At 60.6% G+C, this 21,631-nt stretch carries 17 protein-coding genes; 12 read left to right on the plus strand and 5 right to left on the minus strand.

The window, feature by feature from the left end; genetic code table 11:
* Nucleotides 1–3 precede the first annotated feature (3 nt).
* From nirD to GM655_RS00585, 7 genes are all read left to right on the plus strand, one after another.
* The gene (gene nirD / locus GM655_RS00555; RefSeq protein ID WP_155432710.1) at nucleotides 4–351 is read left to right on the plus strand and encodes a nitrite reductase small subunit NirD; all 348 of its coding nucleotides are present in this window, start codon (nucleotides 4–6) and stop codon (nucleotides 349–351) included.
* Nucleotides 348–1,565 (plus strand): NAD(P)/FAD-dependent oxidoreductase, encoded by a 1,218-nt coding sequence (locus GM655_RS00560; protein WP_155432711.1) that lies wholly within the window; start codon nucleotides 348–350, stop codon nucleotides 1,563–1,565. The genes nirD and GM655_RS00560 overlap by 4 nt, the downstream gene beginning before the upstream one ends.
* A gap of 20 nt (nucleotides 1,566–1,585) precedes the next feature.
* On the plus strand, nucleotides 1,586–4,309 hold the full coding sequence (locus GM655_RS00565; protein WP_371866667.1) for a molybdopterin-dependent oxidoreductase: 2,724 nt from the start codon (nucleotides 1,586–1,588) through the stop codon (nucleotides 4,307–4,309).
* 53 nt (nucleotides 4,310–4,362) lie between these two features.
* A complete protein-coding gene (locus tag GM655_RS00570) occupies nucleotides 4,363–5,733 on the plus strand; it encodes a glutamine synthetase family protein (RefSeq protein ID WP_155432712.1) in 1,371 nt (456 codons plus the stop codon).
* Between the two features lie 131 nt (nucleotides 5,734–5,864).
* On the plus strand, nucleotides 5,865–7,004 hold the full coding sequence (locus GM655_RS00575; protein WP_155432713.1) for an ABC transporter ATP-binding protein: 1,140 nt from the start codon (nucleotides 5,865–5,867) through the stop codon (nucleotides 7,002–7,004).
* Between the two features lie 14 nt (nucleotides 7,005–7,018).
* Entirely contained in the window at nucleotides 7,019–7,930 is a 912-nt protein-coding gene (locus GM655_RS00580; RefSeq protein WP_155432714.1) for an ABC transporter permease subunit, read from the plus strand.
* Nucleotides 7,927–8,778 carry an ABC transporter permease gene (locus tag GM655_RS00585; RefSeq protein ID WP_229632322.1) on the plus strand — a complete coding sequence of 284 codons (852 nt, stop codon included), beginning with the start codon at nucleotides 7,927–7,929 and terminating at the stop codon, nucleotides 8,776–8,778. Before GM655_RS00580 ends, GM655_RS00585 begins: the two co-directional genes overlap by 4 nt.
* Nucleotides 8,779–8,819: 41 nt before the next feature.
* On the opposite strand, the gene speB is transcribed toward GM655_RS00585, so the two are convergent.
* The 5 genes from speB to pdxR all read right to left on the minus strand — a co-directional run bounded on the left by speB (nucleotide 8,820) and on the right by pdxR (nucleotide 15,263).
* A complete protein-coding gene (speB, locus tag GM655_RS00590) occupies nucleotides 8,820–9,761 on the minus strand; it encodes an agmatinase (RefSeq protein ID WP_155432715.1) in 942 nt (313 codons plus the stop codon).
* 3 nt (nucleotides 9,762–9,764) lie between these two features.
* Nucleotides 9,765–11,219 carry an NADP-dependent succinate-semialdehyde dehydrogenase gene (gabD, locus tag GM655_RS00595; protein WP_155432716.1) on the minus strand — a complete coding sequence of 485 codons (1,455 nt, stop codon included), beginning with the start codon at nucleotides 11,217–11,219 and terminating at the stop codon, nucleotides 9,765–9,767.
* Nucleotides 11,216–12,490 carry a 4-aminobutyrate--2-oxoglutarate transaminase gene (locus GM655_RS00600; RefSeq protein ID WP_155432717.1) on the minus strand — a complete coding sequence of 425 codons (1,275 nt, stop codon included), beginning with the start codon at nucleotides 12,488–12,490 and terminating at the stop codon, nucleotides 11,216–11,218. Before GM655_RS00600 ends, gabD begins: the two co-directional genes overlap by 4 nt.
* Nucleotides 12,491–12,570: 80 nt before the next feature.
* Nucleotides 12,571–13,749, minus strand: a complete 1,179-nt coding sequence (locus GM655_RS00605) for an MFS transporter (protein WP_155432718.1) — start codon at nucleotides 13,747–13,749, stop codon at nucleotides 12,571–12,573.
* Nucleotides 13,749–15,263 carry a MocR-like pyridoxine biosynthesis transcription factor PdxR gene (gene pdxR / locus GM655_RS00610; RefSeq protein WP_155432719.1) on the minus strand — a complete coding sequence of 505 codons (1,515 nt, stop codon included), beginning with the start codon at nucleotides 15,261–15,263 and terminating at the stop codon, nucleotides 13,749–13,751. The genes GM655_RS00605 and pdxR overlap by 1 nt, the downstream gene beginning before the upstream one ends.
* Before the next feature lie 200 nt (nucleotides 15,264–15,463).
* On the opposite strand from pdxR, the gene GM655_RS00615 reads away from it, so the two are divergent.
* The 5 genes from GM655_RS00615 to GM655_RS00635 all read left to right on the plus strand — a co-directional run bounded on the left by GM655_RS00615 (nucleotide 15,464) and on the right by GM655_RS00635 (nucleotide 21,628).
* Nucleotides 15,464–16,228, plus strand: a complete 765-nt coding sequence (locus tag GM655_RS00615) for a gamma-glutamyl-gamma-aminobutyrate hydrolase family protein (RefSeq protein ID WP_155432720.1) — start codon at nucleotides 15,464–15,466, stop codon at nucleotides 16,226–16,228.
* A 103-nt stretch (nucleotides 16,229–16,331) separates the two neighbouring features.
* Complete coding sequence (locus GM655_RS00620) at nucleotides 16,332–17,702, plus strand: glutamine synthetase family protein (protein ID WP_155432721.1); 1,371 nt, start codon at nucleotides 16,332–16,334, stop codon at nucleotides 17,700–17,702.
* Nucleotides 17,703–17,731: 29 nt separating this feature from the next.
* On the plus strand, nucleotides 17,732–19,183 hold the full coding sequence (locus tag GM655_RS00625; RefSeq protein WP_155432722.1) for an aspartate aminotransferase family protein: 1,452 nt from the start codon (nucleotides 17,732–17,734) through the stop codon (nucleotides 19,181–19,183).
* Between the two features lie 113 nt (nucleotides 19,184–19,296).
* Nucleotides 19,297–20,406, plus strand: coding sequence for a polyamine ABC transporter substrate-binding protein (locus tag GM655_RS00630; RefSeq protein ID WP_155432723.1), 1,110 nt, complete (start codon nucleotides 19,297–19,299; stop codon nucleotides 20,404–20,406).
* A gap of 73 nt (nucleotides 20,407–20,479) precedes the next feature.
* Nucleotides 20,480–21,628, plus strand: a complete 1,149-nt coding sequence (locus GM655_RS00635) for an ABC transporter ATP-binding protein (protein ID WP_155432724.1) — start codon at nucleotides 20,480–20,482, stop codon at nucleotides 21,626–21,628.
* Nucleotides 21,629–21,631: the final 3 nt, after the last annotated feature.

Raw genomic sequence — 21,631 nt, forward strand, 5'->3', positions numbered from 1 at the left:
GTTATGCATCGCGATATTCAAACGGATAACTGGATTAGCGTCTGCCAGCTGGGCGACATCGTACCGAATACGGGCGTGTGCGCCTTGCTGAACCAGCGCCAGATCGCCGTATTCCATGTGCAGGCCGGCGAAGCGCGTGTGTTCGCCATCGATAACTACGACCCCAACTCGCAGGCCGCCGTGCTGTCGCGCGGACTGGTGGGCAGCGTGGGCGAGCGCATCGTGGTGGCTTCGCCCATCTACAAGCAGCATTTCGATCTGCAGACGGGCGAATGCCTGGAAGCGCCCGAGCATTCGGTCAACACCTATCCGGCCCGTATCGAAGACGGCAAAGTGTGGGTGGGGCTATGAACAAGCCCGCGCTGGTGGTGATAGGGAACGGCATGGCAGGGATGCGCACTGTCGAGGAACTGCTCAAGCTGGCGCCCGAGATGTACGACATTACCGTGTTCGGCGCCGAGCCGCACGGTAATTACAACCGCATCATGCTGTCGCCCGTGCTGGCTGGCGAAAAGCAGATGGACGACATCATGATCAACAGCCGCGAATGGTATGTGCAGAACGGGATCACGCTGCATGCCGGTGATCCGGTCGAGCATATCGACCGGCGCAACCGCGTGGTGCGCGCCCGTTCCGGCCTGATGGTGCGCTACGACCGCCTGCTGATTGCCACCGGCTCCAAGCCTTTCATCATTCCCGTGCCGGGCCACCAGCTCAAAGGCGTGCTGGCCTTCCGTGACATACAGGATGTGGAAAGCATGCTGGCCATGGCACGCAATCACCGCCACGCCGTCATCATCGGTGGCGGCCTGCTGGGTCTGGAAGCGGCCAATGGCCTGCAGCGTCAGGGCATGTCCGTCACGGTGGTGCATGTGTCGGATGCGCTGATGAACCAGCAGCTCGACAAGCCTGCTGCCCAGTTGCTGCAGAAAGCGCTGGAAGGCAAGGGCTTGAAGTTCCTGATGAACGCCCAGACCGAGGAAATCGTCGGGCCGGATCGCGTGACGGGCGTGCGCTTCAAGGATGGCAGCGTGATTCCTGCCGATCTGGTGGTGATGACAGCCGGCGTGCGGCCGAATATCGAGCTGGCCAAGGCGGCCGGCCTGCATTGCGACCGCGCCATCGTGGTGGATGACACGCTGCAGACTTACGATCCGCGCGTGTACGCCGTCGGCGAATGCGTGCAGCACCGCAGTGCCACTTTCGGGCTGGTCGCGCCGATCTGGGATCAGGCCCGCGTGTGCGGCGCCCATCTGGCCGGTGCCGGTGTGCGGCGTTACGTGCAGCAGACTTCACCCACCCGCTTGAAGGTGACGGGCGTGGAACTGTATTCTGTCGGTGATTTCATCGGCGGCGAAGGCAGCGAAGATCTGGTGCTGCGCGATGCGCGCCGTGGCGTGTACAAGCGCCTTGTACTCAAAGGTGGTCGCCTGACAGGTGCCGTGCTGTATGGCGACGTCAAGGACGGCCCGTGGTACTTCAAGCTGATCCAGAGTGGCGCCGACATCGCTGCCATTCGTCCTACCCTGCTGTTTGGCGAGGCGCTGAGCGCCCGCGCTGCCTGAACCAATTTTGCGAGCATAAAGTGAACCTCTCTTCCGACCATCTGGCGATCCGAACCACCTGTGCCTATTGCGGCGTTGGCTGCGGCGTGCAGGCCACACCGAAAGGCGATGGCACGGCCACCATCAGCGGCGATACGCTGCATCCGGCCAATCGCGGCCGCCTGTGCGTAAAAGGCTCGGCACTGGGCGAGACGCTGGGACTGGAAGGGCGGCTGCTGTATCCGCAGGTGCGTGGTGAAGATGGTCTGCGCCGCGTCTCGTGGGATGCGGCGCTCGATCAGGTGGCTGGCCAGTGGCGCAGCATCATCGCCGAACACGGCCCGCAGGCGGTGGCACTGTACGTGTCGGGCCAGTTGCTGACGGAAGACTATTACGTTGCCAACAAGCTCATGAAGGGTTATGTGGGCGGCGCGAATATCGATACCAATTCGCGTCTGTGCATGTCGTCGGCCGTGGCGGGCTACAAGCGCGCTTTCGGAGAAGATCTGGTGCCACTGTGCTACGACGATCTGGAACTGGCCGATCTGGTGGTACTGGTCGGCTCGAATACGGCATGGTGCCATCCCATCCTGTTCCAGCGCATCCTCAAGGCCAAGGAACAGCGGCCGGAAATGAAGCTGGTGGTGATCGATCCACGCCGCACCGCCACTTGCGAACTGGCCGATCTGCATCTGCCTGTGAAAGCCGGTACGGACGTCTGGCTGTTCAATGGTCTGCTCAGCTATCTGGCCCGCATAGGCGCAATGGACCCGGCTTTTGTGGAACAGCACACCAATGGCCTGACAGCGGCACTGGAAACGGCCAATATCGATTGTGCTGATATGGCTGCCGTGGCGCGCATCTGCCGCATCGATCCGGCGCTGCTGCTGGAGTTCTACGAACTGTATGCCGCGACAGCCAAAACCATCACCGCCTATTCCATGGGCGTGAACCAGTCTTCGGCTGGCACCGACAAAGTCAACGCCATCATCAACTGCCACCTGATAGGCGGGCGCATAGGCCAGCCCGGCATGGGGCCGTTCTCCATCACGGGCCAGCCGAATGCCATGGGGGGGCGCGAAGTCGGCGGACTGGCGAATATGTTGGCCGCCCACATGGATCTGGAAAATCCCGAGCACCGCGATGTGGTGCAGACCTTCTGGGATGCGCCTGTGATGGCCGATAGCGGCGGCCTGAAAGCGGTAGACCTGTTCAAGGCCATCGAAGATGGCAGCATCAAGGCGGTGTGGGTGATAGGCACCAATCCCGTGGTCAGCATGCCGGATGCCGATCAGGTGCGGCGCGCGCTGTTGCACTGCGAACTGGTGGTGGCCAGCGACATCATGCAGCACACCGATACCAACGAATACGCCGATGTGCTGCTGCCTGCACTGGGCTGGGGTGAGAAAGATGGCACGGTAACCAATTCCGAGCGCCGTATTTCGCGCCAGCGGGCCTTCCTGCCGGCGCCGGGCGAAGCGCTGGCGGACTGGAAAATCCTGTCCCTGTTCGCCCAGCGCATGGGCTACAGCGGCTTCGATTTCCGCAGTGCCCACGGGGTGTTTGCCGAGCACGCGCGCCTGAGCGGCTTCCGTAATACGCCGGCCGATGTGCCGCGCATGTTCGATATTTCCGGTCTGGCCGGCCTGAATGCGCGCGAATACGATGATCTGGAACCGACCCAGTGGCCGGTGCGGCGGCTGGCTAGCGGCCGGCTGGAGGTTGAGGAGCGCCTGTTTGCCGACCGTCAGTTTGCTACTGCCGATGGCAAGGCGCGCTTTGTGCCGACGGCTACCCGTGCGCCAGTCAACGCCGTGAGCGAAGACTTTCCGCTGGTGCTCAACACGGGTCGCGTGCGCGATCAATGGCACACCATGACGCGCACGGGCAAAGCGCCGACGCTGGCCGACCATACGGCCGAATCGTTTGTCGATATCCACCCGCAGGACGCGCTGCTGCATGGCGTGCGCGAAGGCGAACTGGCCCGCATCAGCTCCGAATGGGGCGCCATGGTAGCGCGGGTGCAGCATGGCGGCGGCATCCCCCGTGGTAGCGTGTTCATCCCCATCCACTGGAATAACCAGACGGCTTCCGATGCGCGCGTGGGCGCGCTGGTCAATCCTGAAGTTGATCCTGTTTCGGGCGAGCCGGAATTCAAGCATACGCCCGTGCGTATCGAACAGTTCCGCGTCAACTGGCACGGCTTCATTCTGAGCCGCAGCAGCAAGGCGCTCGACAGCGTGGCGCACTGGACCCGCATACAGGGCCGCAGCTTCAACCGCTATGAACTGGCAGGGCGCAACGTCATCAAGGATTACAGCGGCTGGGCGCGTACCCTACTGGGTGTGCACGATGCGGATGCCGACTGGCTCGAATACGAAGACCGTACGGCGGGCGTATATCGCGCCGTGCACATCGTTGATGACCGCATCGAACAGTGCATCTTCCTCTCGCCACGGCAGGACATGCCTTCGCGCGCCTGGCTGGCCAGCCTGTTCTGCAAGGACGTGCTGAGCGAGATAGACCGCGTGGGCCTGCTGGTCGGCATGCCGGTGGAGAAGGGTGCCGATGCCGGCCCTACCGTGTGCTCGTGTTTCGGTGTGGGCCGCAACACCATTTGCCAGTCCATCGTCGAGAAGGATCTGAAAACGGTACAGGAAGTGACAGCCTGCCTGAAAGCCGGTGGCAACTGCGGTTCCTGCGTCCCCGAGATCAAGAAGATACTGGTGCAGACACGGGTAGAGGCGGCGGAAGAAAAGTTATAGATATGGTAAATTAAGACTGCGATATCGCGCGTATCCACATAGAGAGCGTAAGCATGTCTATCCGTGAGAACTTTACTGATGCTGATATGGAGCAGTGGCTCAATGAACACCGGGTCACTGAAATTGAATGTCTGGTGCCTGACCTGACAGGCGTGGCGCGCGGGAAGATACTGCCGCGCGCCAAGTTCAGCAAGGAGCGCGGCATGCGCATCCCTGAAGCGGTGCTGGGCATGACGGTGACGGGTAATTACCCTACCGACGATGTGGCTTATGACCGCGCCATCTCTTCCACCGACCGCGACATGATATTGCGGGCCGATCCCGGCAGCATTACCCGCGTGCCGTGGGCGATAGACCCGACCGCACAGGTAATCCACGACTGCTATTTTGCCGATGGCACGCTGGTGGATTTTGCGCCCCGTTCCGTGCTGCGCCGCGTGCTCAAGCTGTATGCCGAGCGTGGCTGGCGCCCCGTGGTAGGGCCGGAACTGGAGTTCTATCTGACCGAGAAAAGCGTCGACCCTGATCTGCCGCTGAAGGCGCCGGTAGGCCGCAGCGGCCGTGCCGAGACTAGCCGGCAGGTGTACAGCATCGATGCCGTCAATGAATTCGACCCATTGTTCGAGGATATCTACGATTACTGCGCGCTCATGAATCTCGATGTGGATACGCTGATCCACGAAACGGGCGCAGGCCAGATGGGACTGAACTTCCAGCATGGCGATCCGCTGGCACTGGCCGACAATGTGTTCTACTTCAAGCGCACCTTGCGCGAAGCGGCGCTCAAGCATGGCATGTACGCCACATTCATGGCCAAACCCATGGCCAACGAACCGGGATCGGCCATGCATGTGCACCAGAGCGTGAGCGATGCGGCCAGCGGGCTGAATATCTTCAGCATGGATGATGGGGCACCATCGGCCCAGTTCCGCCACTACATCGCCGGTCTGCAGCGCTACACGCCGGCCGGCATGGCCATCCTCGCGCCGTACGTGAATTCCTACCGCCGCATCGTGCGCCACACGTCCACGCCCATCAATATCCAGTGGGGCATGGATAACCGCACGGTGGGCTTCCGCATTCCGATTTCCGGCGTGGCGCAGCGGCGGGTGGAAAACCGCATCATCGGTGCCGACGCCAACCCTTACCTGGCCATGGCCGTGACGCTGGCCTGCGGCTATCTGGGCATGGTCGACCAGCTGGAACCCACGCCGGCCACCACCAGCAGTGCCTATCCCAACCTGTTCGAGCTGCCGCAAAGCCTGTCGCAGGCGCTCACCATGCTGCGCCGCGAGGACAGATTGCGCGAAGTGCTGGGCGACCGTTTCGTGGATGTCTATACCGCCATCAAAGAGGTCGAGCATCAGGAATTCATGACCGTCATCAGCCCATGGGAGCGCGAGCACCTGCTGTTGCATGTCTGATACTGTTGCGCCCCGGCCCACTGACTACGTAGGGGCCGCAGAGTGGCTATATAATCACGGGTTCTAAAATTGGGGGCGGCTTGCGGATGGCCGCCTTTTTATATTAATCATATTATTTCAACTTAAATAACATGAGCAAAGAGCGAGCTGCTGCCGGTACGGGCCAACCATTTCTGCTGATCCGCGATCTCGTCAAGGATTTTGACGGCGTGCGCGCCGTGAACGATGTATCGGTCGAAATCAACAAGGGCGAGATTTTTGCTCTGCTGGGCAGCTCCGGTTGCGGCAAATCGACGCTGCTGCGCATGCTGGCCGGCTTCGAAACGCCCACCTCGGGCAAGATACAGCTGGCCGGTCAGGACATCATCGCTGTGCCGCCTTACCAGCGTCCCATCAACATGATGTTCCAGTCATATGCGCTGTTCCCCCACCTGTCCGTGTGGGACAACATCGCGTTTGGCCTGCGCCGCGACGGCTTGCCGAAAGACGAAATCGCCACGCGCGTGGAGCAGATGCTGAAACTGGTGCAGCTGTCCGCCTATGCCAAACGCAAACCGCATCAACTGTCCGGTGGCCAGCAGCAGCGCGTGGCGCTGGCACGTAGCCTGGCCAAGCGTCCGCAGTTGCTGCTGCTGGACGAGCCGCTCGGTGCACTCGACAAGAAGCTGCGCGAACAGACTCAGATGGAACTGGTGGGCATTATCGAAGAAGTGGGCGTGACCTGCGTGATGGTGACGCACGATCAGGATGAAGCCATGAGCATGGCCACCCGCATCGCTGTGATGAGCGAAGGCCGCATCCTGCAGGTGGGCGCGCCCGGCGAAATTTACGAAACGCCTAACTGCCGCTTCGTGGCCGACTTTATCGGCAGCGTGAATATGTTCGAAGGCAGCGTCAGCGCCGATGAACCGGATCACGTCATCATCGAGACGCCGGAAGGCCAGCACTACATCACCCACGGCATTACCGGCACACTGGGTATGCCCGTTTCCGTGGCCGTGCGTCCGGAGAAAATCTGCCTGCAGCAGCAGGCTCCAACGCAGGAGCAGCGTGCACAGGCCGTCGAACATGGCTACAACTGCGTGCAGGGCGTGATTACGGCGCTGGCCTACTTCGGCAACGAAACCCATTACCACGTGCGCCTCGACAGCGGCAAAGTGCTCAAGGTGTCGCGCACCAATGCGGCACGCCATGACGATTCGGTGCTGGAACGTGATCAGCGCGTGTATGCGTGGTGGGATGGCGCCGACGTTGTCGTGCTGACCAGCTAAGGCGGAGTGCAGTCATGAATTTTCTCAAACAGCTAGTGACGCTGCGCTGGCTCACGGGACGTACGGCGGTGATCGCCGTGCCTTTCCTGTGGCTGACCTTCGCCTTCCTGATACCGTTCCTGATCGTGATGCGCATCAGCTTCACGGAGGCCGATGCCGGTGGCAATCCGTTCGGCACGCTGATGACGCTGGTGGACGGCGTGATCACGCTGAAGATCAAGATTGCCAACTACCTGTTCATCGCACAGGATGACCTGTATGTGCTGACGTATCTGAGTTCGCTCAAGTTCGCCGCCATCACCACGGTGCTGTGCCTGATCATCGGTTATCCGTTCGCCTACTTCATGGCACGTTCACGCAGCACCGTGCGCCCTGTGCTGATGATGATGGTGATGCTGCCATTCTGGACTTCCTTCCTGCTGCGTATCTATGCGTGGAAGGGCATCCTTGCGAATAACGGCATTCTCAATCACATCCTGATGAGCATGGGCGTGATCACGGAACCGCTGCATCTGATGAACACCCAGTTCTCGCTGATCATCGGTATGGTGTATGCCTATCTGCCGTTCATGATCCTGCCGCTGTATGCCAATCTGGTGAAGATGGACGGGCGCTTCCTCGAAGCGGCGGCCGATCTCGGTGCCACGCCTGTGCAGACGTTCTGGCGCATCACTGTGCCGCTGTCCAAGTCCGGCATCATCGCCGGTTCCATGCTGGTGTTCATCCCGGCCGTGGGCGAGTACGTCATTCCAGAACTGCTGGGTGGTCCGGAAACGCTGATGATAGGCCATGTGCTGTGGGATGAATTCTTCACCAATAACGACTGGCCGATGGCGTCGTCCGTTACCGTCGTGGTGATACTGCTGATATTGGTGCCTATGGCGATCTTCAATAAATACAAAGCCGAACAGGAGGCGCGCCGATGAACTCATTTGGCTTAATGCGCTGGTTACAGCGCTGGTTCGGGCGCGGCTGGCTTTCGATGGGCTATCTGTTCCTGTATCTGCCTATTGTCGTGCTGATCGTGTTCTCGTTTAACAGCTCGCGGCAGGACATGATCTGGAGCGGTTTCTCTACGCGCTGGTATCTGGAACTGCTAAACGATACGGAAATTATCAGCGGCTTCTGGCTGTCGATTCGCATCGCCGTGCTGACGGCTTGCGCTTCGGTCATTCTGGGTACGTTTGCGGCGTTTGTATTGAACCGCTATCAGCGCTTCTATGGCCGTACGCTGTTCTCGGGCATGGTCAGTGCGCCGCTGGTGATGCCGGAAGTGATTATCGGCCTGTCGCTGCTGCTGATGCTGGTGTCGGTGCAGAAGGTGTTCGGCTTCCCCGAACGTGGCCTGACCACCATCTGGCTCGGTCACACGCTGTTGGGGATGGCGTATGCCTCGGTGGTGGTGCAGTCGCGCTTGCAGGAGATGAGCAAATCGCTGGAAGAAGCGGCCATGGACCTGGGCTGCAAGCCCCATCAGGTGTTCTTCCTCGTCACGCTGCCGAATATCACGCAGGCGCTCGGTTCGGCGTGGCTACTGACTTTCACCCTGTCGCTGGACGATGTGGTGCTGTCGGCCTTCCTGTCCGGCCCCGGTTCTTCGACGATGCCGATTGTGATCTTCTCGCGTGCCCGTCTGGGCCTTGATCCGCGTGTGAACGCCGTGGCGGCGCTGACCATCCTGGTCGTATCTATCGGGGTGATTGCATCGAGCCTGTATATGGCGCGCAGCGAGCGCCTGCGTCAGAAGCAGGTCGCGGCTGCGGCCAAAGGCTGATTCAAGCTCAATAAGTTCAGGCCATCGCGGCCTGAACTTCATTATTTTGCTGCCTTGCTCTGCTGCGCGATGCGCGCGCACAGATAAGTCCACACGAACGTGGACGCAGCGTTGGAAGTGAGTTCCGCATGGTCGTAAGGCGGCGCCACTTCCACGCAATCCATCCCGCACCAGTTCAGTTCTGCTAGTTCCTCGATAATCGACAACACCTGCGCCGAGGTCATGCCGCCCGGTTCCGGCGTGCCCGTGCCCGGAGCGAAGGCCGGGTCGAGGCAGTCGATATCGAGTGTCATGTAGACGGGTGGATGGCCAGCAGCGGCCATGCGGGCGCGGATCTCGGCCAGTACGGGCGCCAGTTGCGCAGGGCTTTCCAGACCACGCAGTTCGCGCGCCGTGAAGACGCGGCCACCGACCGTGTTCACATATTCGCGTGCCGCACGCTCGCCGGACGAACGAATGCCTAACTGGATGGAAGCCTGCGGAATCAGCAGACCTTCTTCCATCGCTTCATACACCCATGTACCGTGGCCGGAAGGCTCGCCGAAGTGGTTGGTCCACGTATCGCAGTGCGCGTCGAAGTGCACCACGGCGACTGGGCCGCCATGAATCTTGTTGAGTGCGCGCAGCAGTGGCAGCGTCACGGAGTGGTCGCCGCCCAGCCAGACCATGTGGTACTTCTGCAGCAGCGCCAGTGCCTGCGGCATCAGTGCTTCGCGCATCGGACCTATGCCCGTATTCGGCAGCAGCAGATCGCCCGCATCGGAAAGCTGGCCGATAGGCGTGGTGTCGAAATGCGGATGGGTCGCATCGCACAGCATCTGCGAGGCCAGACGGATGGCCTGTGGCCCCAGACGCGCGCCGGGACGGTTGGTCACCGCGCCGTCAAAAGCCAGACCGGCGATGCAGTAAGGCGTATCGCGTTCGCCCCGCTCGACGTTGAGATAAGTACCGCTCGAGCGGAAAGCAAATTCGTGATTCGACATTATTTAAATGCCTCCCATGCAGATGTATTTGATGACCAGATAATCGTCCATACCGTAGGTGGAACCTTCGCGCCCCAGACCGGACTGTTTGACGCCGCCAAACGGTGCGATCTCGTTGGAGATCAAGCCCGTGTTGACGCCCACCATGCCCGATTCCAGCCCTTCAGCCACGCGCCAGATACGGCCGATGTCGCGCGAGTAGAAGTAGGCGGCCAGACCGAATTCGGTATTGTTGGCCATGGCCAGTACTTCCTCATCCTTGTGGAAGCGGAACAGCGGCGCCAGCGGGCCGAAGGTTTCCTCGGTGGCGACCAGCATATCACTGTTCACGTCAGCGATGATGGTAGGCTGGAAGAAGCCATGTCCGAGTGCGTGGCGCGCGCCGCCGGTCAGCACCTTGCCACCTTTGGCGACGGCATCGGCGATATGCTGCTCGACCTTGACGACAGCTTTCTCTTCGATCAGCGGGCCTTGTGTGACGCCCGCTTCCGCACCGTTGCCCACTTTAAGTTTGGCCACGGCCGCCACCAGTTTCGCCGCAAAGGCTTCGTACACGCCATCCTGCACATACAGGCGGTTGGCGCACACACAGGTCTGGCCCGCGTTGCGGTATTTGGACGCAATGGCGCCTTCCACGGCGGCATCGAGGTCGGCATCGTCGAATACGATGAAGGGCGCATTGCCGCCCAGTTCCAGAGACAGTTTTTTGATGGTGGGCGCGCACTGCTGCATCAGCAAGCGGCCCACGGCGGTGGAACCCGTGAAGCTCAGTTTGCGCACCACGGGGTTGGAAGTCATTTCGCCACCGATGGCGCGCGCATCACCCGTGATGACGTTGAACACACCGGCAGGTATGCCGGCGCGCTCGGCCAGCACGGCCAGCGCCAGTGCCGAATACGGCGTCAGTTCGGCCGGTTTGACGACGATAGGGCAGCCTGCGGCCAGTGCCGGCCCCACTTTGCGCGTGATCATGGCGGACGGGAAGTTCCATGGTGTGATGGCGGCGCATACGCCGATAGGCTCCTTGGTCACCACGAGACGGCGATCCGGCCATGGCGATTGCAGGGTTTCACCCGCGACCCGTTTGCCTTCTTCGGCAAACCATTCGATAAAGGAAGCAGCGTAGCCGATTTCACCTTTGGCTTCGGCCAGCGGCTTGCCCTGTTCCACCGTCATGATTAGGGCCAGATCGTCGGCGTTTTCCAGCATCAGATCGTTCCACTTGCGTAGCAGCGCGGAGCGTTCCTTGGCAGTCTTCTTGCGCCATGCCGGCCATGCGGCATTGGCGGCGCTGATGGCGGCCGCCGTATCGGCTGCACCCATGTAGGGCACAGTGCCCAGTGCTGCGCCGTTGGCCGGATTGTGTACAGCCAGCGTGGCGCCATCGGGTGCATCCACCCATGCGCCATTGATGTAGCACTGGTGGCGCAATAGGCTAGGGTCTTTCAGCGCGATCATGCTGTGGCCTCCTTGAGTGCGGCGCTGAGGATGGCCAGCGCTTCATCCATCACATGGTCCTCGATGGTAAGCGGGAACAGGAAGCGCACCACATTGCTGTACACGCCGCAGGTCAGCAGTACCAGACCTTTTTGCAGCGCCAGTGTCTGTACCTTTTTGGTAAAGACGGCATCCGGTTCGCCCGTGGCAGGATCGGCAAACTCCATCGCGATCATGGCGCCGGGGCCGCGTACATCCGAAATCTGTGGCACCGCGCTGCGCAGGCCCTGCAGGGTTTCCTTCAGACGGTCGCCCAGCACGTTGGCGCGCTGGCACAACTGCTCTTCTTCGATCACGTCGATCACTGCCAGTGCCGACGCAATCGCCAGCGGGTTGCCCGCGTAGGTGCCACCTAGGCCGCCCGGATTCGGCGCATCCATGATTTCGGCGCGGCCGCAGACGGCCGACAGCGGCATGCCGCCCGCCAGACTTTTCGCGATCGTCATCAGATCTGGCACCACATCGTAGTGCTCCATGGCGAACAGCTTGCCCGTGCGCGCAAAGCCGGTCTGGATTTCGTCAGCGATCAGCAGGATGCCGTGCTGGTCGCACAGCGCGCGCAGCGCCTTCATGAAGGCTGGGGGCGCAGCATAGAACCCGCCTTCGCCCTGCACGGGTTCGAGAATGATGGCGGCCACGCGCTGCGGGTCCACATCGGCCTTGAACAGGGTGTGGACGGCATTGATGGCATCGTCCACGCTGACGCCATGCAGTTCCACCGGATACGGCGCGTGGTAGATCTCGGCAGGGAAGGGGCCGAAACCGATCTTGTATGGTGCTACTTTACCCGTCAGCGCCATGCCCATCATGGTGCGGCCATGGAAGCCGCCGGCAAAGGCGATGACGGCGCTACGGCCCGTAGCGGCACGGGCGATCTTGATGGCGTTTTCCACGGCTTCGGCGCCGCTCGAGAAGAACGCGGTCTTCTTGGCATGCTTGCCCGGCGTGAGCTGGTTGATGCGCTCGGCCAGTTCCACATATTGCGCATACGGCACTACCTGATAGCAGGTGTGGGTGAACTTGCCCAGTTGCTGTTCGATGGCGGCCATCAGCTTGGGGTGGCGGTGGCCCGTGTTCAGTACGGCGATACCGGCAGCGAAGTCGATATAGCGTCGGCCTTCCACGTCCCATAGCTCGGCATTCAGCGCGCGCTCGGCGTAGAACTGGCACATCACTCCCACGCCGCGTGGCGTGGCCGCATCTTTACGTTTCTGCAGGTCTGCATTATTCATGGTGATTCCGGATAGGACGGGTTGATCAAAAGGCTAATTTCATACTACACGCCTAAACGGAACCATGAATAGGGCCACAATTAAGAAGTTGATGGTGCCACTTTGCGTTCTTGCCGTTCAATATAGCCCTGACGGTATTCCCACCACGCCGTGCCGACGAAAATCGCCGCGCCACACCACAGCACGGCGGGCAGCGCGTTGATTCCCACCGTCTGCATCAGCACCCCCGTCAGCAGCGGACCGCCGCTGCTGGTGATGCCCCAGCTGGCGTTGACCACGGCGCTGGCCGCGACCAGCGACTGGCCATTGAAACGGGCGCCGCAAGCCACCAGCGACAGCATGTAGATGGCGCCAGCCGTGGCGCCCAGCATCAGCAGCACGGTCCACCACAGCCATGGTGTGCCCGCAGCAAACGGCAGAATGGGCAGCAGCACGCAGACGGCGATTCCGCAGCCCGTATGGACTTTGCGCCGCCCCACGTGGTCGGCCAGCCAGCCGAACACGAACTGCAGCGCCGTATCGCCCACCAGCACCACAGTGGCCGACAGCAGCGCCAGTTCGGTGGCGATACCGTGGCGGATTGCATACAGCGGCAGCAGGCTCAGGGCCAGCGTATCGAACAGCGCAAAGAAGGCGGCACCGGCGACGATCATCAGCATGCGCGGCAGCACGCGCTGCCACGATACATGGGGTTCGTCATCATCTTCATGCGCGCCGCCTGAGATCAGCACCATGCCCGGCAAGGCCAGCAGGAATAGTGCGCCGCACACGGCAAACGGCATGCTGACGCGGCCTTCCATCTGTGCTACGAGCGCAGGGCCGATCAGCTGGAACAGCGTGAAGCTGGTGGTGTACATGGCCACCACGCGGCCGCGCGAATTGACGGGCGCGAGCCGGTTGACCCACGCTTCGCCTATGGTGAACAGCACGCCCATGGCCGCGCCGAAGATGAAGCGCAGCAGGCCCCAGCAGATCAGCGAATCGGTGAACTCCATCAGTGCGGTGGACAGGCCGCCGGCGATGATGGCGGCAATCATGCTGCCGCGCGGGCCGTGGCTGGCCGTCCAGCGCGATACAAACGGGGCGGCGGCGAGGATGCCGAAGGCACTCGCTGCCGTGATGATGCCGATGATGTCGGTGCCGACGCCGCGGTTATCCAGTGTCAGTGCGGTCAGCGGGATGGTGGCGCCCAGACCCAGCCCTACCACGCCGATACTGGCGACGAGGGCGATGAAGTCACGCCAGGGCATGGTTTTCATTAACGTACTCCTGATTGAATCACGGCTGCCAGCAGGCGGCCGTAGTAAGCGATTTTCTCGGGCGTGCAGTAGGCATAGCCCACCAGCAGGCCGCGCCGCACGGGCGGCGCCAGATAATAGGTGGACAGGGCTTTCACCTGTATGCCTGATTCGGCCGCCAGTTTTTCCAGCGCCACGTCGTCCACGCGGTCCGGCAGCTCGACTACCAGATGCAGGCCTGATTCTTCGCTCGAGATGGTGACGGTCTGCGCCAGCTGCGCACCGAGCTGGTGCACCAGCGTACGGCGCAGCAGTTCGCGCCGCGCGCCATAGGTCTGGCGGATTTTACGGATGTGGGTAGTGAAGTGGCCCAGCGCGATGAAATCGGCCAGCGCCGCCTGCACCATTAGCTGGCCGGGCCGCTGCAGATCATACAGCGCGCTCTTGAAGCCATTGATCAGCGCCGGTGGTACCACCAGATAACCGATCTTGATGCCGGGGTAGAGCACTTTGGAGAAGGTGCCCATGTAGAGCACGCGGTCATCGTTGTCGAGCCCCTGCAGCGCGGCCAGCGGCCGGCCTGTGTAGCGAAACTCGCTATCGTAATCGTCTTCCAGTATCCACGCTTGCTTGCGCACGGCCACCTCGAGCAGTTCGCGCCGGCGCTTCAGGCTCATTACGGCGCCCGTCGGATACTGGTGCGACGGCGTTACGTAGATCAGTTTGGGCGTGGTGGCCAGATCGGCTTCTTCCAGCGCCATGCCATCGCTATCGACGGTAATCGGATGCAGCTTCAGTTCGCGCGCTTCGAACACGCGCCGCGCGCCCCAGTAGCACGGGTCTTCCACCCACGCGGTATCGCCGACATCGGCCAGCAACTGGGCGCACAGATCGAGCGACTGCTGGGTGCCACTGGTAATCATCACCTGTTCCACCTGCACTTTGACGGAGCGCGAAATGCGCAGATATTCCGTGATGGCCTGCCGCAGCGGCAGATAGCCGCCGGACTGACCATAGTCGAGCAGGTCGGCGCGGGCTTCGCGCCACACGCGGTTCTGCAGGCGCTGCCACAGTTTGAACGGGAACGAGGAAAAGTCTGCATCGCCCGGTGCAAAAGGTTGAATTTCGAAGCGGGGACCGGCGGCGAAACTGGTCAGCGCCTGACCGCGGCGCGACAGTGGCACGCTGGCGGCTGTGCTACGTGGCGCTGCAGCACGGGGCGTGTGTGGCGCCGAACCAACACCGCGCATGCTGGCGCTGTGCGCCTGCAGATCGCTCACATAGGTGCCACTTCCCAGCTCGCTATGCACATAGCCCTCCGCCGCTAGCTGTTCGAAAGCGGCGATGACGGTGTTGCGCGAAATCCCCAGATCCCGCGCCAGATCACGGCTGGACGGCAGTTTGCTGCCTGCGCCTAGCTGCTGCTTGTGGATGGCCGCCTTGGCCGCCTCGTACAGACGGCGCTGCTGCGGCAGGCGCGGATGGAAGTCGGTTTCGGCCAGCGTATGGGCGAGCAGATCGGAAGTGGAGAGCATTTTATGAAGTGGTTCTAGTCAAAAGCCATAAGTGGCCCTGACAATGATACCAAATTCCGCATATGATTAATTGAAATTCAAGCCAAATCGGAGCAAGATTGACTTGATTACACGGTTTTCTGACCTGCTTTGTGCAATTTCTGCGCTGGCGTCACCAAGCAGTCACAGAGTGGTACCAAAAATGCGTAATGAAAGTTCATATGCGTAGCCCAATCGTTCTGTTACCCGCCTGCGTTAATCAGATCGGCGCCCACCCGTATCACACGGCGCAACTGAAATACGTGGCCGCCGTTGCCAATGGTGCCGGCGCAACGCCGCTGATCGTACCGGCGCTCGGCGAGCAAACCGATTTCGATGCCCTGCTCGATCTGGCAGACGGCATCATGCTCACCGGTTCTCCTTCCAATGTGCACGCCAGCCTGTATGGCGAAAGCGTGCTTGATGAATCGCTGCCGCAGGATGCGGCACGCGATGCCACTACGCTGCCGCTGATCCGCGCAGCGATACAGCGCGGCATACCGCTGCTGGCCATCTGCCGCGGCTTCCAGGAAGTCAATGTAGCGATGGGTGGCACGCTGCATCAGGCCGTGCATCAGGTGGACGGCATGGCCGACCACCGCGAGCAGAAAGGCCAGCCACTCGAGCAGCAATATGCGCTGGCCCATCGCGTGCTGCTGGAACCTGCCGGACATTTGACGCAGATGCTCGGTGGCGTCAGCGAAATCATGGTCAACTCGCTGCACGGTCAGGGCATCAAGCAGCTCGCGCCCGGCCTCGCAGTGGAAGCGCGCGCCGATGACGGTCTGGTGGAAGCCTACCGCGTGGCCGATGCCGCCGGCTTTACGCTGGCCGTGCAGTGGCACCCCGAGTGGCGTCTGCAGGAAAACCCCGATTCGATGAAGTTGTTCCACGCCTTTGGCGAGGCTTGCCGCATCTTTAAAGCAGGGCGAGGCGGAGTACCTTAGGTTCCCCGTCCGGTAGCACGGTAGTTCCGCAGTACCCGTAGCAGGAGAAGGGGCCAGCGCCCGGCCCGCCCTGCCGATGATCAAGACAATACGAGAGAGAGTTATGGCAATCCGCGAGAATTTCACCTACAACGACATGGACTTGTGGCTGAATGAAAAACACGTTACCGAAATCGAATGCCTGGTGCCCGACCTGACTGGTGTGGCACGTGGCAAAATCCTCCCGCGCGGTAAATTCACCACCGAGCGCGGCATGCGTATTCCTGAAGCCGTGCTGGGCATGACGGTAACGGGCAACTACCCGACCGAAGATGACGCTTATGACCGCGCTATCTCCACCACCGACCGCGACATGATACTGCGTGCCGACCCGACCACCATCACCATGGTGCCATGGGCCACCGACCCGACCGCACAGGTGATCCACGACTGCTATTTCGCCGATGGCCGTCTGGTGGACTTCGCTCCGCGCTCGGTGCTGCGCCGCGTATTGAAACTGTATGAAGACCGCGGCTGGAAGCCTGTGGTAGCGCCGGAACTGGAGTTCTATCTGACGGCGAAAAACAGCGATCCCGATCTGCCACTGCGCCCGCCGGTCGGCCGTAGCGGCCGTGCCGAAACCAGCCGTCAGGTGTATAGCATCGACGCGGTGAACGAATTCGATCCGCTGTTCGAAGACATCTACGACTACTGCGACATGATGAATCTGGACGTCGATACGCTGATTCACGAAATCGGCGCCGGCCAGATGGAAATCAACTTCCTGCATGGCGATCCGCTGGGTCTGGCCGACAAGGTATTCTTCTTCAAGCGTACCCTGCGCGAAGCGGCGCTCAAGCACGATATGTACGCCACCTTCATGGCCAAGCCTATGGCCGGCGAACCCGGTTCCGCCATGCACGTGCACCAGAGCGTGGTCGATGTGAAGACGGGTAAAAACATCTTCAGCGCAGAAGATGGTTCTGCCGCACCGATCTTCAAGCACTACATCGCCGGTCTGCAGCGTTACATGCCTTCGGCCATGGCGATTGTTGCACCATATGTGAATTCCTATCGCCGTCTGGTGCGCCACACGGCTGCACCGATCAATATTCAGTGGGGCATGGATAACCGTACGGTCGGTTTCCGCGTGCCGGAATCGGGTGTGCAGGACCGTCGCGTAGAGAACCGGATTATCGGCGCCGACGCCAACCCGTATCTGGCACTTGCCGTTACGCTGGCCTGCGGTTACCTCGGTATGACCGAGCAACTGGAACCTACGCCGATGACGGTCAACAGCGCTTACGATCTGAAAGTGGAACTGCCGCAGGGTCTGCCGGAAGCGCTGCAATTGCTGCGTAACGAAGACAAGCTGCGCACCGTGCTGGGAGAACGTTTCATCGATGTGTATGCGGCGATCAAGGATCTGGAACACCAGGAATTCATGACGGTGATCAGTCCATGGGAACGCGAACACTTGTTGCTGCACGTCTGATTTCATCCTTTACCGAGTAAGGAAACAACATGGCTAACAATCCTCTGGCGCCTAGCGCCGCATTCGTCGCGTCTGTCAAAAGTGTCGCGGCTCAGGAAGTGGTGGACACGGCAGCAATCCAGCAGCTCGATACGGCGCACTATATGCACCCGTTCACCGACCATAAAGCGCTCGGCGAAAAGGGCGCGCGGGTGATGGTGCGCGGCGACGGCATCTATCTGTGGGACTCGGAAGGCAAGAAGATCGTTGATGGTATGTCGGGCCTGTGGTGCGTGAACGTGGGCTATGGCCGCACCAGCATTTCCAACGCGGTGTACCAGCAGATGGAGACGCTGCCTTTCTATAACAGCTTCTTCAACACAACCAATGTGCCGGCTGTGAAACTGGCGACCAAGCTGGCAGAGATTGCGCCGGCCGGTTTCAACCATGTGTTCTTTACCGGCTCCGGTTCGGAAGGCAACGACACCAATGTGCGTATGGTGCGCCGCTACTGGGATGTGCTGGGCCACAAGGATAAGCACACCATCATCAGCCGCCACAATGCCTACCACGGCAGCACCATGGCCGGTGCTTCTCTGGGCGGCATGGAAGGCATGCATGCGCAGGGCGGCCTGCCGATTCCGGGCATCGTTCACATCGGCCAGCCCAACTATCTGGAATCGGGCCGCGGCATGACGGAAGACGAATTCGGCATCGAAGCCGCATCGTGGCTGGAAAAGAAAATCCTTGAAGTCGGCGTGGAGAAAGTCGCGGCCTTCATCGGCGAGCCAGTGCAGGGCGCGGGTGGGGTGATCATTCCGCCCAAGACCTACTGGCCAGAAATCCAGCGCATCTGCGACAAATATGGCATCTTGCTGATCGCCGATGAAGTGATTTGCGGCTTCGGCCGGCTTGGTACCTGGTTCGCATCGGACCTGTTCGGCATCAAGCCGGACCTGATCACCTTCGCCAAAGGCGTGACCTCGGGCTATGTGCCACTAGGTGGTGTGCTGGTCGGTGATCGCGTGGCCAAAGTGCTCATCGAACAGGGCGGCGAATTCAATCACGGCTTTACCTATTCGGGCCATCCGGTGGCCTGTGCTGCGGCGCTGGAAAACATCCGCATCATCGAAGATGAAAAGCTGGTGCAGCGTGTCGCAAATGAGACGGGGCCTTACCTGAACAAGCGTTTTGCCGAACTGGCTGATCATCCTCTGGTAGGCTATGCCAACAGCTGCGGTTTTGTGGCCGGCCTCAATCTGGTGCGCAAAAAGGCCGCCGTGGTGCACGATCATGAAGCGTTCGACGAATCACTGGCAGTAGGCATGGTATGTCGCGGCTATATGTTCAACAACGGCATGATCATGCGTGCCGTGGGCGACCGTATGATCATTGCGCCGCCACTGGTCATGACAACGGCGCAGATAGATGAAATGATTGCGCTGATCCGTCATTGTCTGGATCTGACGTATGCCGATGTCAAACAGCGCGGCTGGGTATAGTTTTTGCTGAAGGTAGATACGAAGTTTAGTAGCACGGTTTTTTTCTAAGCGTATTCTCAACAGATCGAAAGAGGAAAATAATAATGACACCGAATCCAGCACTAAAGCATCGAATGTCCCGCGGGCTAGCCAGCCTGATTTCTGCAGCAGCACTGACCGCAGCAGTCGCGCTTCCTGCTGCTGCCCAGCAGGAAGAAAAAGTTCTGAACATCTACAACTGGTCGGACTACATCGCTGAAGACACCATCAAGAACTTTGAAAAGGAAACCGGCATCAAGGTCCGTTACGACCTGTTCGACAGTAACGAAGTACTGCACGCCAAACTGGCGGCAGGTAAAACCGGTTACGACATCGTGGTCCCTTCGTCCAACTGGGCGCGTCTGCAGATCGATGGTGGCCTGCTGCGCGAACTGGATAAGAGCAAGCTGCCGAATCTGGCCAATATGGACCCGCAATTGCAGGCACTGATCGGCAAGCTCGATCCGGGCAACAAGCATCTGGTAGTCTGGCTGTGGGGCTTTACCACGCTGGGCATCAACGTGGACAAGGTCAAGGCAGCACTGGGCGGCATGCCTATGCCGGAAAATGCCTGGGACCTGATCTTCGATCCGAAATATGTCTCGAAACTGAAATCCTGCGGCGTCTCCGTGCTCGATTCGCCTTCCGAAATTCTGCCGCCAGCCCTGCAGTACATTAACAAGCCTGCCTTCTCGAAGAACGCTTCCGACTATCAGGATGCCGGCCGTCTGCTGCAATCGATCCGTCCCTACATTACCCTGTTCTCGTCCTCCGGCTACATCAACGACCTGGCCAACGGTTCGCTGTGCCTGTCGCTGGGCTGGTCCGGTGACATCAACATCGCCCGTCAGCGCGCCATCGACGCCAAGAACGGCAACAACATCGTCGCGCTGGTTCCCAAGACCACCGCCACCCTGCTGTTCGATACCATGGCCATCCCGACCGATGCGCCACATCCGAACAATGCCCACCTGTGGATCAACTACATCACCCGTCCTGAGGTGCACGCCAGTCTGACCAACAAGGTGTTCTACGCCAATCCGAATGCAGCAGCGCTCAAGTTCGTGAAGAAGGAGCTGGCCGAGAACAAGACCATCTATCTGTCCGACGAAGACAAGAAGCGCATGACAGTGCCAGAGCCTTACAGCTCCGATACCCGCCGCGTGATGACGCGCGTTTATACCAAGTTCAAAACCGGCCTTTGATTGACCTAACGGGCACCCGGCATGGTCCGGGTGCGGCCGCCGCATGTCCGTTTGATTTTTTGACTGCTCTATCATGAATAAAGCTTCTATTGCTACGTCGGTACGAGACGCCGACCAGCCGTTTCTGGCGATCCGGAATCTGGTGAAGTCGTTCGACGGCGTACGCGCTGTGGATGACATCTCGGTCAACATCAACAAAGGCGAAATCTTTGCCCTGCTCGGTAGCTCCGGCTGCGGTAAATCGACGCTGCTGCGCATGCTGGCCGGCTTCGAAACCCCGACTTCGGGCCAGATTCTGCTGGGCGGGCAGAACATCGTCAGCGTGCCGCCGTATCAGCGCCCGATCAACATGATGTTCCAGTCGTATGCGCTGTTCCCGCACCTGACGGTGTGGGACAACGTGGCCTTCGGCCTGCGCCGCGACGGCATGCCGGAAGATCAGGTGGCCGAGCGTGTGAAGAAGATGCTCGATCTGGTGCAACTGGCCAAATATGGCCGGCGCAAACCGCACCAGCTATCCGGCGGCCAGCAGCAGCGCGTGGCGCTGGCACGCAGTCTGGCCAAGCGTCCGCAGTTGCTGCTGCTGGATGAACCGCTCGGCGCACTCGATAAAAAACTGCGCGAGCAGACCCAGATGGAACTGGTCAGCATCATCGAAGAAGTGGGCGTGACCTGCGTCATGGTGACGCACGATCAGGATGAAGCCATGAGCATGGCCACCCGCATCGCCATCATGAGCGAAGGGCGTATCCTGCAGGTGGGGGCGCCCGACGAAATCTACGAAACTCCGAACTGCCGCTTCGTGGCCGATTTCATCGGCAGCGTGAATATGTTCGAAGGCCGCGTGGTGGTGGATTGCCCGGACCACGTGATCGTCGAATCGCCCGAAGGCAAGCATTACATCAACCACGGCATTACCGGCACCATGGGCATGGAAGTGGCCATTGCCGTGCGTCCCGAGAAAATCTGCATCCAGCTCGATGCGCCGACCGACCAGCAGCGCGCCAGTCTGGCCGAGCAGGGCTACAACCAGGCTTCCGGCGTGATCACGGCGCTGGCCTACTTCGGCAACGAAACCCGCTACCACGTGCGGCTCGATAGCGGTATGGATCTGCGCGTCTCGCGTACCAATGCAGCGCGCCACCAGACCACTACGCTGGAACGCGATATGCGCGTGCACGCATGGTGGGATGGTTCCGACATCGTGGCACTGACTAGCTGAGTG

Source organism: Pseudoduganella danionis (assembly GCF_009720775.1).
Classification (GTDB): Bacteria; Pseudomonadota; Gammaproteobacteria; order Burkholderiales; family Burkholderiaceae_D; genus Rugamonas; species Rugamonas danionis.